Source organism: Paucibacter sp. JuS9 (genome assembly GCF_044043925.2).
In the GTDB taxonomy this organism is placed as follows: domain Bacteria; phylum Pseudomonadota; class Gammaproteobacteria; order Burkholderiales; family Burkholderiaceae_C; genus JAUASW01.
Genome location: NZ_CP194172.1, coordinates 2,296,167 through 2,308,036, shown reverse-complemented (window position 1 = coordinate 2,308,036; position 11,870 = coordinate 2,296,167). Strand labels below are relative to the sequence as shown.

Here is an 11,870-nt window from a genome sequence, read left to right as displayed (position 1 = left end):
CCCTTGAGGTGACGTTCAGACTCGCGCCTTGCGCGCCGCTATGCTGGCCGCACTCTTGGAGGAGCGAAGAAGATGACGAGGAAATGGATGGCGCTGGCAGCCCTGCTGGTGCCCATGGCTGCTGCATGGGCGGCCGATGAATCGATGGCCTGGGTGCAGGCCCGCATGAAACCGATGGCCGCCGGCCATGCCGCCGCGCTCACTGACGCGCAGCTGCAGGCCTTCGGCGATGCGCTGGGCGAGACGCGCGTGGTGGCGCTGGGCGAGCAGACCCATGGCGGCCGCCAGGAGTTCGAGTTGAAGACGCGGCTCCTGCGCTATCTGCACGAGAAGAAGGGCTTCGACGTGCTGCTGCTGGAAAGCGGTGTGTTCGACATCGCGCAATTGCAGCAAGCCATGCAGCGCGGCGAGAAGCTCGATGCGCTGGCCTCGGGCAATGTGTTCTACATGTACGCCAACAGCGATGCCGGCCGCGGGCTCCTGCGCTATCTGGACGAGCAGCAGGCGGGCCCGCGGCCGCTGCTGCTCTCGGGCATCGACAGCCAGCTCAGCGGCGGTTACAGCCGCAAGGCCTTGCTGCCGGGGCTGCGCAAGCAGTTGCAGGTTGATGCCACCGGCTGGCCGCTGTTCGAGCGGCTGGCCGGCGAGCTGATGCAGATGAAGCGCGAGGCGCCGAGTACGGCTGACCAGCAGGCCTTCGAAACCATGGCCCAGCGCCTGCGCAAGCGGCTGTGTGCTCCCATGGGCGATGAGCTGCTGTGCCGCAGCCTCGCCGGCTTGCAAGCCCAGGCGGCCAACTTCTGGCGAGGGGACTACCAGCGTGACCACGAGATGGCCAACAACGTGCTGTGGCAGCTGAACAAGCTATATCCCGGCAAGAAGGCCGTGATCTGGGCCCACACCATCCATGTGGCGCGCGGCGTGAAGCTCGACGAGCAGCATCGCTATGCGGGCGACATCCTGGGCGAGAAGCTGGGCCGCGACTACTACGTGCTCAACCTGACCGCGCTGCAAGGCAGCTTCATGGAGTTCGCCTCCGGCGAGAAGCAGCCCATACCGCCGGCCTATCCGCGCAGCCTGGAGTCGGCCTTCGCCACCAGCAATGCCGAGTTCGCATTCCTGAATGCGCCGCAGCCGCTGAAGGCTGGGCTGGCAGAACGCAAGATGGAATTCGGCTACAGCACGCCTTATGCACGCTCAGGTCTGGGCTATCAATGGGACGGTGTCTTCTACATCCGGGATATGGAGCCGGTCACGATGCAGCGCTGACACGCAGCCTCATGCAATCAAGAGCTTGTGCACCAGCTCCGGCGTCGTCGCCGCCTCGTACTTCTTCATCAAGCGCGCACGGTAGACGTCCACCGTGCGAGGGCTGATGCCCAGCTTCTTGCCGATCAGCTTGCTGGTCAACCCGTCGATCAGGAGGGCGGCGATCTCGCGTTCGCGCGCAGTCAGCGTGGCGGTCAATTGCCGGTGGGCCGAGAGGTCTTCGAAGCTCCAGATGCCGCTCGCGTGGGGGTCCTGGGGGTTCAGTGCCCGGCCGGTCACATGACACCAGAACAGCTGGCCGCTGGCGCGCTTCATGATGCGGTCGTCGGCGTAATAGCCTTGCGTGTCGAGGCTGGCGACGATGCGCTCGCCGGTGCGCTGGAACTCGGCGGGTGTCGGGTAGAGCAGCTCGAAGCTCTGGCCTATCAGCTGCTCGCGCTCGGCACCGAACATGGCCAGCACATGCCTGTTGCAGTCGCGGATGACGCGCTGCTCGGACAGGATCAGGCCGATGGGCGCGAGGTCGAAGGCGAGCCGGTAGTCCATGAGAGCCTTCACAGCCATCAGAGCAGGGCGTAGGTCGTCGTGGCCTGCGCCGCCAGCCGGCCTTCGTGGTCTTCGATGTCTATCGAGCCGAAGGCCATGGTCTTGCCCGAGCGCAGCACCCGGGCCTTGACGATGCAGTGCTCGCCGCCGATCGGCCGCAGGAAGGAAGTCTGCAATTGCACCGTGGTCATGGGCCGAAAGCCGCCCAGCTTGGCGCTGAGCGCCAGCACCATGGCCGTGTCGGCCACCGCCATGGCAGCCTGGCCGCACATCACGCCTCCCACATGCAGGTACTCGCGCCGCACCGGCAGGCGCAGGGTGATGCCTTCGACATCGACCGCGAGGACTTCGAGGTCCATCGCGATGATCCAGGGCGCAAAGATGGCGGGGATGCTGTCCTGCAGGGCTTGTGGCGTCATGGGCCGTACTGTAAGTGGTGGCAGTGCCTAGGCGAATTTACGTAACGACCCGGACCGGGCCTGCGTAGTACGCTATCCGGCGTTCCGAATACCCGGGAAGCCAGGAGATAAATTTCATGAACAAGCTCTTTCCCAGCGCGGCTGCAGCGCTGGATGGCATCGTCCGCGACGGCCAGTTGCTGGCCGTCGGCGGCTTCGGCCTCTGCGGCATTCCCGAGGCCCTGATCGCCGCGCTGCGCGACAGCGGCGTCAAGAACCTGACGGTGATCTCCAACAATGCCGGCGTCGATGGCTTCGGCCTGGGCCAGTTGCTGGAGACCCGGCAGATCAAGAAGATGATCTCCAGCTATGTGGGCGAGAACAAGGAGTTCGAGCGCCAGTACCTGGCCGGCGAACTGGAGCTCGAGTTCACGCCGCAGGGCACGCTCGCGGAGAAGCTGCGGGCCGGTGGTGCCGGCATCCCGGCCTTTTTCACGCGCACCGGCGTCGGCACCATCGTGGCCGAGGGCAAGGAACTGCGCGAGTTCGATGGCCAGACCTATGTGATGGAGCTGGCCCTTGTGCCCGAGGTGGCGCTGGTCAAGGCCTGGAAGGCCGATGAGAGCGGCAACCTGCTGTTCCGCCGCACCGCCCGCAACTTCAACCCGGCCGCTGCCATGGCCGGCAAGATCACCGTGGTGGAAGTGGAAGAGATCGTGCCCACCGGCAGCTTCGACCCGGACTCGGTTCATCTGCCCGGCATCTATGTGCACCGCATCGTGGTGAACGCGAATCCCGAGAAGCGCATCGAGAAGCGCACTCTGAGTGAAAAGAAGGGAGCCTGACCATGGCCTGGACCCAAGACCAAATGGCGGCCCGCGCGGCGCAAGAGCTGGAAGACGGTTTCTACGTCAACCTGGGCATCGGCATTCCGACCCTTGTTGCCAACTTCGTGCCCGCAGACAAGGAAGTCTGGCTGCAGAGCGAGAACGGCATGCTGGGCATCGGCCCCTTTCCGACCGAAGACGAGGTCGATGCCGACCTGATCAATGCCGGCAAGCAGACGGTGACCACGATCGCCGGCTCCTCGATCTTCGGCAGCCATGACAGTTTTGCCATGATCCGTGGCGGCAAGATCAACCTGTCCATCCTCGGCGCCATGCAGGTGACAGCCAGCGGTGACCTGGCGAACTGGATGATCCCGGGCAAGATGGTCAAGGGCATGGGCGGTGCCATGGACCTGGTGGCCGGCGTCAAGCGCGTCATCGTGCTGATGGAGCATGTGGCCCGCAAGAAGGACGGCAGCGAAGACATGAAGATCCTGCCCCAGTGCACGCTGCCGCTGACCGGCAAGGCCGTGGTCAATCGCATCATCACCGACCTCGCAGTGATGGATGTGACGCCGCAGGGCCTGAAGCTCGTCGAGCTGGCCGAGGGCGTGACGCGCGAGTTCGTGCAGAGCAAGACCGGCGTGCCGCTGATCTGAGAAGACCGCGCACCGCAATGACAAAGGCCCGCAGTGACGCGGGCCTTTTTCTTGTTCATGACGCAAGCGCCGAACCGCTTGCCTCAGGTCTTCTGCAATGCTCAGGCCTTGCGGCGGCGGGCAGCGCCGATGCCGAGCAAGGCCACGCCCACCAGGGCCAGCGAAGCAGGTTCCGGCACAGCGGCGGTGGCGGCACTGAAGGTCAGGTTGTCGAAGGTGAAGTGGTTGTCCAGAACGCTGACGCGGATCTCATCGATGCCGCCGAATGTCGCAGCGTCAAAGCTGAAGTGACCTGCGTCACCGCCAACTTCCACCGTGCCGATCAGGCTGCCGCCGTCATAGGCAGCGAAGACGGCTGGGCCAATGCCGCCGTCCCTGACCATGTCGACGCTTTCCAGGGTGAAGTAGCCATTGCTTGCGAGCTTGAAGATGGCCTCGCCGTCATCCATGTGGGCCATGCCCGCGCCGGGCCAGTTCCAGACGGAGGTGGACGTCATCGTCAGGCCGGCTTCAGAGTAGTTGGTGTTGCTGACCAGCGAGGTGAAGGTCATGACGCCAGCTTGGGCTGCCGTGGCAGACACGCCGATCAGGGCGGCCAGGCCGATGGTGCGAGCGATTTTGTTCAGCATGTCGTAGCTTCCAGTGGTTCGTAGATGGCAATGTCTCAGCAGCTTTCGTGCCAGACCCCTAAGTCCTTGATCTGAAAGGAAACTAGGGAAGTGGTTGCCTCCACGGTGTAAACCCTGTCGACAATTTGAACGGTACTATTTCACGGTTTGTCGGCTGCGTGCAGCACGGCTTGCACTTCTTTACGCCTGAGACGTACCGGTTCGCCGGGCGCACCATCTAATCGGGTCGCAGCTTTGCACGAGGTCGGACGATGGCAAAAGAATCAATCCTGGCGACAAGCCTTGCTCCCGAGCCCGCGGATTCCCCAGCGCCGCCGCTGGCGCTCGACACCTCAGCGAGCTCAGCGCCATTGCCGGTACTCTTGAGCGCGGCACTGTTGAGCGCATGTGGCGGAGGGGGCGGTGGAGGCGGCAGCCCAGCACCGGTCCCCACGCCAAGCCCCTCACCGCCACCTCCGCCACCTCCGCCACCGCAGCCCACCGAAGCCGAAGCCTCGCGCTTCCTGGCTCAAGCCGGTTTTGCAGCGAGCACGGCGGACATCGCCACGGTGCGCGCCAATGGCTATGCCGCCTGGATCGACGCGCAGCTGGCGCTGCCGCGAAGCCAGGGTCACTACGACTGGATGGTGGCCAAGGGCTACGCCGTGACGGCCAACCTCAACAGCCTGGCAGGCGCCGACAACACGATCTGGCGCCAGTTGATTGGATCGCCCGACCAGTTGCGCCAGCGCATGGTGCTGGCCTTGTCAGAGATCTTCGTGGTGTCGATGAACGGCCTGCCGGTCAACTGGCCGGCCTTCATGACTGCCGCCTATGTGGACTGGCTTGGGGAGCACGCCTTCGGCAACTACCGAGACCTGCTGAATGCGGTGACCTTGTCGCCGGCCATGGGCGTGTACCTGAACATGCGGGGCAACCGCAAGGAAGATGCGGCCACGGGCCGCGTGCCCGACGAGAACTACGCCCGCGAGGTGATGCAGCTGTTCACCATCGGCCTGGTGCAGCTCAATATCGACGGCACGCCCAAGCTCGGCACCGACGGCAAGCCTCTGGACAGCTACACGCAGGCCAATATCACCGATCTGGCGCGGGTGCTCACCGGCTGGGAATTCGACAATGCCTCGAGCACCGAGCCGGGCCATGCAAAGCGCCCGATGGTGCATCTCGCCAACCGCTTCTCGACCGGCGCCAAGAAGGTGCTCGATGTCGATATCCCGTCCACGGCCGATGGCCCAACGGCCCTGAAGACGGCGCTGGACACGCTGGCCAATCATCCCAACGTCGGCCCCTTCATCGGCCGGCAGTTGATCCAGCGCCTGGTCTGCTCCAACCCCAGCACTGCCTATGTGCAGCGCGTGGCCGCGGTCTTCAACAACAACGGCAGCGGCCAGCGCGGCGACCTGAAAGCAGTGCTGAAGGCCATCCTGCTCGACACCGAAGCTCGCTCGGCGCCCGTGGGCGATGCCAGCGGCAAACTGCGTGAACCGGTGCAGCGCTTCGTGCAGTGGGCGCGCAATGCCGGCCTCACGTCGCCCACTGACTTGTGGAACGTGGGCAATCTGTCTGACCCGTCCACGCGCCTGGGCCAGAGTCCGATGCGCAGTCCCTCGGTCTTCAACTTCTTCCGGCCCGGCTATGTGCCGCCGAACTCTGCCCTTGGCATCGGCGGTGTCACCGCGCCCGAGTTCCAGCTCTGCAACGAGAGTACGGTGGCCGGCTATCTCAACTACATGCAGACGGTGATTGCCAGCGGCGTGGGCGAGCTCAAGCCCAACTACTCGGCCGAGCTGACGCTGGCCAATGATGCGCCAGCGCTGGTGGACAAATGGGCGCTGCTGCTGGCGGGTGGCGGCATCAGCGTTGTCACGCTCAATGCAATCAAGACAGCCGTGGGCAGCATCACCGCCAGCAGCGACACCGCGCGGCTCAACCGCATCCAGGCCACCATCCTTCTGCTGATGGCCTCGCCCGAATACCAGATTCAGAAATGAGACCACCCCCTACGCGCTTCGCGCGCCCCCTCAAGGGGGCGAGCCCGCAGGCCCGGCAAAGCCGGATCCTCGGGCTCCGCTTGGCTCGACCTGCTTTTTGCGATGCGACCACTGGTTTGTGGCTGCCGAGGAGATTTCGATGAATGTCTCGAACCTGCGCGCGATGCAGCGCCGCGAATTCCTGCGCCGCGCCTCGGCCCTCGGTGTCACCGGCGTGGCCGCCCCCTGGGCCTTGAATCTGGCGGCCATCGGCGAGGCAGCGGCGCAGAGTGCGCCCTCTGACTACAAGGCCCTGGTCTGCATCTTTCTCTACGGCGGCAATGACTACGGCAACACCCTGGTGCCCTACGACCAGACGAACTACAACGCCTACGCGACCATTCGCCAGACCATCGCCACGCCACGCGATCAGTTGACAGCGACCCTGTTGAACCCGGTCGTGGCCCTGCCCAGCGGCCGGCAGATGGCCTTGGCGCCGCAGCTCAGCCCGCTGATGCCGATCTTCAATGCCGGACATCTGGGCGTGCTCGCGAACATCGGCACGCTGGTGCAGCCGACCACGCTTGCCCAGTACAAGGCGCAGAGCGTGCCGTTGCCGCCCAAGCTGTTCTCGCACAACGACCAGCAAAGCGTCTGGCAGGCCTCGACGCCCGAAGGCGCGATCTCGGGCTGGGGCGGCCGCCTGGGCGACCTGTTCATGAACAGCAACGGCAACTCGACCTTCACCTGCATCAATGTCTCGGGCAACGCGGTCTTCATGTCGGGCAAGCAGGCGGTGCAATACCAGCTCTCGACCAATGGTGCGGTGGCCATCAACGGCATCACGAAGGCGATGTATGGCTCGCAAGCCTGTGCTGATGCCATGCGCAGCCTGATCACGGCCCAGCGTTCGCACTGGATGGAACAGGAGCTCAACCGCGTGGTCAGCCGCTCGGTCAGTGCGCAGAGCATCGTCAGCACTGCACTGGCCGGCCTGCCGGCCTTGAAGACGCCGTTCAACACAGCGAACAGTCTGGCGGCGCAACTGCAGATGGTGGCCAAGCTGATCGCCGCGCGCTCCAGCCTCGGCGCGAGCCGCCAGGTCTTCTTTGTTTCACTGGGCGGCTTTGACCTGCACGACTTCCTGCCCGACCAGCATCCGACCCTGCTCACCAATATCGGCAGCGCCATGGCCAGCTTCCACGACGCCATGGTCGAGATCGGCGCCAACAACCAGGTCACCGCCTTCACCGCCAGCGATTTCGGCCGCACCCTGACCAGCAATGGCGACGGGTCCGACCACGGCTGGGGCAGCCACCACTTCATCATGGGCGGGGCGGTGAAGGGCGCTCGCATCTTCGGACAACTGCCTTCGGTCTCGATCAACGGCCCGGACGACGTCGGCCAGGGCCGGCTGCTGCCGACCACGGCCGTCGATCAACTTGGCGCCACCTTGGCGAGCTGGATGGGCGTGAGTGCGACCAACCTGCCGCTGGTGATGCCGCAGATCGCCAACTACAGCATGCGTGACCTCGGCCTGTTTGCCTGATGCTGCCTATGATGGCTGCACGATGCCATCAATCATTCGCAGCAAGCTGATCCTCACGCTGGCGCTCGGCGCCTCCCTGGCCAACGCGCAGGACGCCAACCTGCCCGAGGCCGATACCGGCCTCGTGCCCAAGCCGGGCTGGAGCTACAAGCGCGAAGCGGTGGCCGCGGCCAACCCTCTGGCGGCGGAGGCCGGCGCTCGCATCCTGCGCGAGGGTGGCAATGCGCTCGATGCGGTGGTGGCGGTGCAGATGGTCCTGAACCTGGTCGAGCCGCAAAGCAGCGGCATTGGTGGTGGCGCTTTCCTGATGCTGTCGGATGGCAGCAAGGTCCAGGCCTGGGATGGCCGCGAGACGGCGCCCGCGGCCGCCACGCCTGAGATGCTTCTGCGTCCCGACGGTCGGCCCATGGGCGTGGCCGAGGGCGAAGGCCGCGTGGTGGCAACGCCGGGCGTGCTGGCGATGCTGCAGGCAGCGCATGCCAGCAACGGCCGCCTGCCCTGGGCGAAGCTCATGCAGCCGGCCATCGAGCTGGCCGAGCAGGGCTTTGCCGTCAGTCCGCGCCTGAACAAGCTGCTCGCGCAAGACCGGTTGCTGGTCAAGGATCAGCAGGCGCGTCGTTATTTCTTCGATGCCGAAGGCAGGCCCTGGCCGGTTGGCCACAAACTGAAGAACCCGGCTTTTGCCGCCGTCTTGCGCCGCGTTGCGGAGCAGGGCGCTGTGGTGCTGCAGGAAGGCAGTGCGGCGCAAGACATCGTCAAACGCGTGCAGGCTCGCCAGGGCGTGCTGAGCGAGGCAGACCTGAAGGCCTACAAGCCATTGCAGCGCGAGCCGATCTGCGCCGTCTGGCGCCAGCAGTACAAGGTTTGCGGCTTCCCGCCGCCGTCCTCGGGGCACCTGACGCTGGTGCAGGTGCTCAAGCTGCTGGACTATGGCGGTGCTCCGACCGACCCGATGCAAGCCAATGGCCTGCCCAATGCCGAATGGCTGCACCGCTATGCCGAGGCCTCCAAGCTCGCTTTTGCCGACCGGGCGCTCTACATCGCCGACCCGGCCTTCACGCCAGCGCCGGCCGGTGATTGGCAAAGCCTGCTGGATGAGGACTATCTGAAGCGCCGCGCCGCCTTGATCGGCTCGAAAAGCATGGGTCAGGCAGTGGCCGGCCAGCCGCGAGCGGCCGTCACGGCGCTGGCGCCGCAGCGGGACCAGCCCGAATACGGCACCAGCCACATCAGCGTGATCGATGCCGAGGGCCGCGGCGTGGCGATGACCACGACAATCGAAGCGGCCTTTGGTGCCCGCATCATGAGCGACGGTGGCACCGGCCTCACAGGCGGTTTCCTGTTGAACAACCAGATGACCGACTTCTCGCTGCGTTCGCGCGAGGCCGATGGCCGCCTGGTGGCCAACCGCATCGAGCCCTTGAAGCGGCCGCGCTCCAGCATGAGCCCGACGCTGGTGTTCGATGCCAAGACCGGCCGCCTGCTCCTGAGCCTGGGCGCGCCGGGCGGGCCGGCCATCATCTCGTTCACGGCCAAGACGCTGCTGGCCACCCTGGCCTGGGGCCTGACGCCGCAGCAGGCCATCGACCTGCCCAATGCCCTGAGCATGAATACCGGACCCTTCTACATGGAGCGGGACCGCTGGCCGGCCGAGCTCCAGGAGCAAATGCGCGAGCGCGGACACCAGATCCAGCAAAGCGAGTTGACCAGCGGTTTGCAGGCGATCCAGCGCACAGCCGACGGCCGCCTGCTGGGTGGCGCCGACCCGCGCCGCGAGGGCATCGTCAGCGGGCGCTGAAGCCGATGCGGCCCTGACCGGTCAGTTGCCGGGTGATCAAGGCCTTCAAGGGTGGCAGCCGGTCGGCCACGGCCAGCACGCCCTGGCGCAGCAGGCGTGCGGGCGGCCGTTCATCGGTGAACAGGCGCACCACCGCATTCGTGCCCTGGTAGATCGGCCAGGTTGTGCGCCGGTGCTCGGCGGCATAGTGGGTCAGGAGCGCCGCATCGCCCGGGTCCGGCGCGCCAGCCAGCAGGCTCGCCAGGCACTGCGCGCCATAGAGCCCGAAGTTGTAGCCATGCGCCGTGACCGGATGCATGCCGACCGCTGCATCGCCGACCAGGGCGAAGCGGGGCGCGGCAAAGCGATGTGCGTAGGTGGCGACCAAAGGGTAGTGGTGGCGCGAGCCGGCCAGTTTCAGTCGCCCCAGTCGTCCCTGGCTGTGCTCCTGCACCCAAGCCAGCCATTGCTCCTCGCTCCAGGCCAATTGGGCCTGCGCCAGATCGGTCGGCAGTGTCAGCACCAGCGAGCTCAGCTGCGCCGAATAGCCGCCGAGCGGCAGCCAGGCCATGGTGTGGCCGTGGTGGAAGCATTCCAGCGCCTGGTCCTCGTGCGGCTTCTCATGCTCGATGCGGCAAAGGATCACGCTGCGGCCGAAGTCGCGCATCTCGGCGCCGATGCCGGCCAGGCGGCGCGTGGCTGAAAAGCGGCTGTCGGCTGCGATCACCAGCGGCGCCTGCAATTGCTCGCCGCCTTCCAGCGTCAAGCGGGCGCTGGCAGCCGAGAGTTCGAGGGCCGTGACCTTGGCCTGCGTGCGCACTTGCACCAGGGGGCGGCGCTCGGCGCCCAGCCAGGCAATGCGACGCAGCCAGTGGTTGGGCACCAGCGAGCCCAGGCGCTCGGCTTGACCGCTGTCGAAATGGAGGCATTGCGGCGCCGTGCCGTTGAAGACCCGTGCCTGCCGCAGCGGCGATATCGCTTCCGGGGGCAGGTCTTGCCAGGCTTGCAGGTCCTGCAGGATGGCCGTGCCGCGATGGGTCAGCGCAATCTCGCGGCCGTCTTCGCGCGGTTCGGCCAGCTCGGCTTCGGGCGACGCCTCGAGCACGGTGCTTGCGATGCCGGCATCGGCCAGCGCGCAGGCCATGGACAGGCCAGCCGGGCCGGCGCCGATGATGAGGACTTGTTGTGTGGTGTCTGGCATCCCGTCAGACTAAGGCTGGCACCGGCGCCGCGCCTTGCGCCGGGTCAGCCTTTGTTCACAGGCCTTTCAGCGCTGGTTCGATTTGAAAGCCAGCACGGCCAGCGCGATCAGGAGGCCGTAGAGCGCGCCGCTCCAGATTTCGTAGGGCAGGCCCAGCAGCCGGTAGGCCGCGGCTTCCGCGCAGGAGGCGGTCACCATGAAGACCTTGGGCCAAAGCTCCTCGACGCCGAAAAAGGTCAGGATCTTGTCGGCCACCGTCAGCTTGCAGGATTCCATCTGGCTGGCCACCTCATGCTGGTACCAGGCGGAGACCAGGCCGCCGATGGCCAGCAAGGGAACGACAGCGAGGCTGGCCAGCAGTGCCGGCTTGTAGCGCTGCAGGAGCCAGCCCAGGCCCGCCACGACCCCGATCACGATGAAGATCAGGCGCTGCAGCACGCACCAGGGGCAGGGCCGCACCTTGAAGCCATGCTGGGCGATCAAGGCGGCAGCCACGCCGGCAAAGCACAACAGGAAGATCAGCGCCAGGGCGCGGGCGGGCTTGAGCGTCATGGCTTATTCGACCTCGGCCACCATGTCGATCTCGACGCAGGCGCCCATCGGGATCTGGGCCACGCCGAAGGCTGCGCGGGCATGGGCACCGATCTGCGGGCCGAAGACCTGCGCCATCAGCTCGGAGGCGCCATTGGTCACGAGATGATGTTCGGTGAAGTCGCCGGTGCTGTTCACCAGGCTTACCAGCTTGACGATGCGCTTGACCTTGTTCAGGTCGCCGACGGCCGCATGCAGCGTGCCGAGCAGCTCGATGGCGATGGCACGTGCCGCGGCCTGGCCGGTGGCGGTGTCGGTATCGCGGCCGAGTTGGCCGACCCAGGGCTTGCCGTCCTTCTTGGCGATATGGCCCGACAGGAACACGAGCTTGCCGCTCTGCACGAAGGGCACGTAGGCAGCCACCGGCACGCCCACGGGTGGCAGCTCGATGCCCAGTTCCTTCAGCTTCTCATAGACATTGTTGGTGTTGCTCATGGGGCCTCCAGTGGCTTGA

General features: G+C 65.9%; 12 protein-coding genes. 6 read left to right on the top strand and 6 right to left on the bottom strand.

Features of this window, described 5'->3' with window-relative positions:
* Positions 1 to 72 precede the first annotated feature (72 nt).
* Entirely contained in the window at positions 73 to 1,269 is a 1,197-nt protein-coding gene (locus ABT392_RS10280; RefSeq protein ID WP_395385814.1) for an erythromycin esterase family protein, read from the top strand.
* A 9-nt stretch (positions 1,270 to 1,278) separates the two neighbouring features.
* On the opposite strand, the gene ABT392_RS10275 is transcribed toward ABT392_RS10280, so the two are convergent.
* Together ABT392_RS10275 and ABT392_RS10270 are read right to left on the bottom strand one after the other, a co-directional pair.
* Entirely contained in the window at positions 1,279 to 1,815 is a 537-nt protein-coding gene (locus ABT392_RS10275) for a LuxR C-terminal-related transcriptional regulator (protein WP_334275748.1), read from the bottom strand.
* Positions 1,816 to 1,832: 17 nt separating this feature from the next.
* Positions 1,833 to 2,234, bottom strand: coding sequence for a PaaI family thioesterase (locus ABT392_RS10270; RefSeq protein WP_334275747.1), 402 nt, complete (start codon positions 2,232 to 2,234; stop codon positions 1,833 to 1,835).
* A 116-nt stretch (positions 2,235 to 2,350) separates the two neighbouring features.
* Between ABT392_RS10270 and ABT392_RS10265 the strand changes: the two genes are divergently transcribed.
* Together ABT392_RS10265 and ABT392_RS10260 are read left to right on the top strand one after the other, a co-directional pair.
* Positions 2,351 to 3,058 carry a CoA transferase subunit A gene (locus ABT392_RS10265; RefSeq protein WP_334275746.1) on the top strand — a complete coding sequence of 236 codons (708 nt, stop codon included), beginning with the start codon at positions 2,351 to 2,353 and terminating at the stop codon, positions 3,056 to 3,058.
* A 2-nt stretch (positions 3,059 to 3,060) separates the two neighbouring features.
* Complete coding sequence (locus ABT392_RS10260) at positions 3,061 to 3,699, top strand: 3-oxoacid CoA-transferase subunit B (RefSeq protein WP_334275745.1); 639 nt, start codon at positions 3,061 to 3,063, stop codon at positions 3,697 to 3,699.
* A 101-nt stretch (positions 3,700 to 3,800) separates the two neighbouring features.
* Here ABT392_RS10260 and ABT392_RS10255 read toward each other — a convergent pair whose 3' ends face one another.
* Positions 3,801 to 4,328 carry a PEP-CTERM sorting domain-containing protein gene (locus ABT392_RS10255; protein WP_334275744.1) on the bottom strand — a complete coding sequence of 176 codons (528 nt, stop codon included), beginning with the start codon at positions 4,326 to 4,328 and terminating at the stop codon, positions 3,801 to 3,803.
* Positions 4,329 to 4,579: 251 nt separating this feature from the next.
* Between ABT392_RS10255 and ABT392_RS10250 the strand changes: the two genes are divergently transcribed.
* The 3 genes from ABT392_RS10250 (at position 4,580) to ABT392_RS10240 (ending at position 9,645) form a co-directional block, all read left to right on the top strand.
* Positions 4,580 to 6,319, top strand: a complete 1,740-nt coding sequence (locus ABT392_RS10250; RefSeq protein WP_334275743.1) for a DUF1800 domain-containing protein — start codon at positions 4,580 to 4,582, stop codon at positions 6,317 to 6,319.
* A 139-nt stretch (positions 6,320 to 6,458) separates the two neighbouring features.
* The gene (locus ABT392_RS10245) at positions 6,459 to 7,847 is read left to right on the top strand and encodes a DUF1501 domain-containing protein (protein WP_334275742.1); all 1,389 of its coding nucleotides are present in this window, start codon (positions 6,459 to 6,461) and stop codon (positions 7,845 to 7,847) included.
* Between the two features lie 22 nt (positions 7,848 to 7,869).
* Positions 7,870 to 9,645 carry a gamma-glutamyltransferase family protein gene (locus tag ABT392_RS10240; RefSeq protein WP_395385815.1) on the top strand — a complete coding sequence of 592 codons (1,776 nt, stop codon included), beginning with the start codon at positions 7,870 to 7,872 and terminating at the stop codon, positions 9,643 to 9,645.
* Here the strand turns inward: ABT392_RS10240 and ubiM are convergent.
* The 3 genes from ubiM to ABT392_RS10225 form a co-directional block, all read right to left on the bottom strand.
* Entirely contained in the window at positions 9,632 to 10,825 is a 1,194-nt protein-coding gene (ubiM, locus tag ABT392_RS10235) for a 5-demethoxyubiquinol-8 5-hydroxylase UbiM (protein ID WP_395385816.1), read from the bottom strand. The two genes, ABT392_RS10240 and ubiM, sit on opposite strands and share 14 nt — an antisense overlap.
* A gap of 66 nt (positions 10,826 to 10,891) precedes the next feature.
* Positions 10,892 to 11,377, bottom strand: a complete 486-nt coding sequence (locus ABT392_RS10230; RefSeq protein ID WP_334275739.1) for a disulfide bond formation protein B — start codon at positions 11,375 to 11,377, stop codon at positions 10,892 to 10,894.
* A 3-nt stretch (positions 11,378 to 11,380) separates the two neighbouring features.
* Complete coding sequence (locus ABT392_RS10225; RefSeq protein WP_395385817.1) at positions 11,381 to 11,851, bottom strand: RidA family protein; 471 nt, start codon at positions 11,849 to 11,851, stop codon at positions 11,381 to 11,383.
* Between the last annotated feature and the right edge of the window lie 19 nt (positions 11,852 to 11,870).

Excerpts from the sequence above, each read along its gene's own strand:
- ABT392_RS10280 (WP_395385814.1), top strand. The coding sequence starts at position 73 with ATGACGAGGAAATGGATGGCGCTGGCAGCCCTGCTGGTGCCCATGGCT.
- ABT392_RS10275 (WP_334275748.1), bottom strand. The coding sequence starts at position 1,815 with ATGGACTACCGGCTCGCCTTCGACCTCGCGCCCATCGGCCTGATCCTG.
- ABT392_RS10270 (WP_334275747.1), bottom strand. The coding sequence starts at position 2,234 with ATGACGCCACAAGCCCTGCAGGACAGCATCCCCGCCATCTTTGCGCCC.
- ABT392_RS10265 (WP_334275746.1), top strand. The coding sequence starts at position 2,351 with ATGAACAAGCTCTTTCCCAGCGCGGCTGCAGCGCTGGATGGCATCGTC.
- ABT392_RS10260 (WP_334275745.1), top strand. The coding sequence starts at position 3,061 with ATGGCCTGGACCCAAGACCAAATGGCGGCCCGCGCGGCGCAAGAGCTG.
- ABT392_RS10255 (WP_334275744.1), bottom strand. The coding sequence starts at position 4,328 with ATGCTGAACAAAATCGCTCGCACCATCGGCCTGGCCGCCCTGATCGGC.
- ABT392_RS10250 (WP_334275743.1), top strand. The coding sequence starts at position 4,580 with ATGGCAAAAGAATCAATCCTGGCGACAAGCCTTGCTCCCGAGCCCGCG.
- ABT392_RS10245 (WP_334275742.1), top strand. The coding sequence starts at position 6,459 with ATGAATGTCTCGAACCTGCGCGCGATGCAGCGCCGCGAATTCCTGCGC.
- ABT392_RS10240 (WP_395385815.1), top strand. The coding sequence starts at position 7,870 with ATGCCATCAATCATTCGCAGCAAGCTGATCCTCACGCTGGCGCTCGGC.
- ubiM (WP_395385816.1), bottom strand. The coding sequence starts at position 10,825 with ATGCCAGACACCACACAACAAGTCCTCATCATCGGCGCCGGCCCGGCT.
- ABT392_RS10230 (WP_334275739.1), bottom strand. The coding sequence starts at position 11,377 with ATGACGCTCAAGCCCGCCCGCGCCCTGGCGCTGATCTTCCTGTTGTGC.
- ABT392_RS10225 (WP_395385817.1), bottom strand. The coding sequence starts at position 11,851 with ATGAGCAACACCAACAATGTCTATGAGAAGCTGAAGGAACTGGGCATC.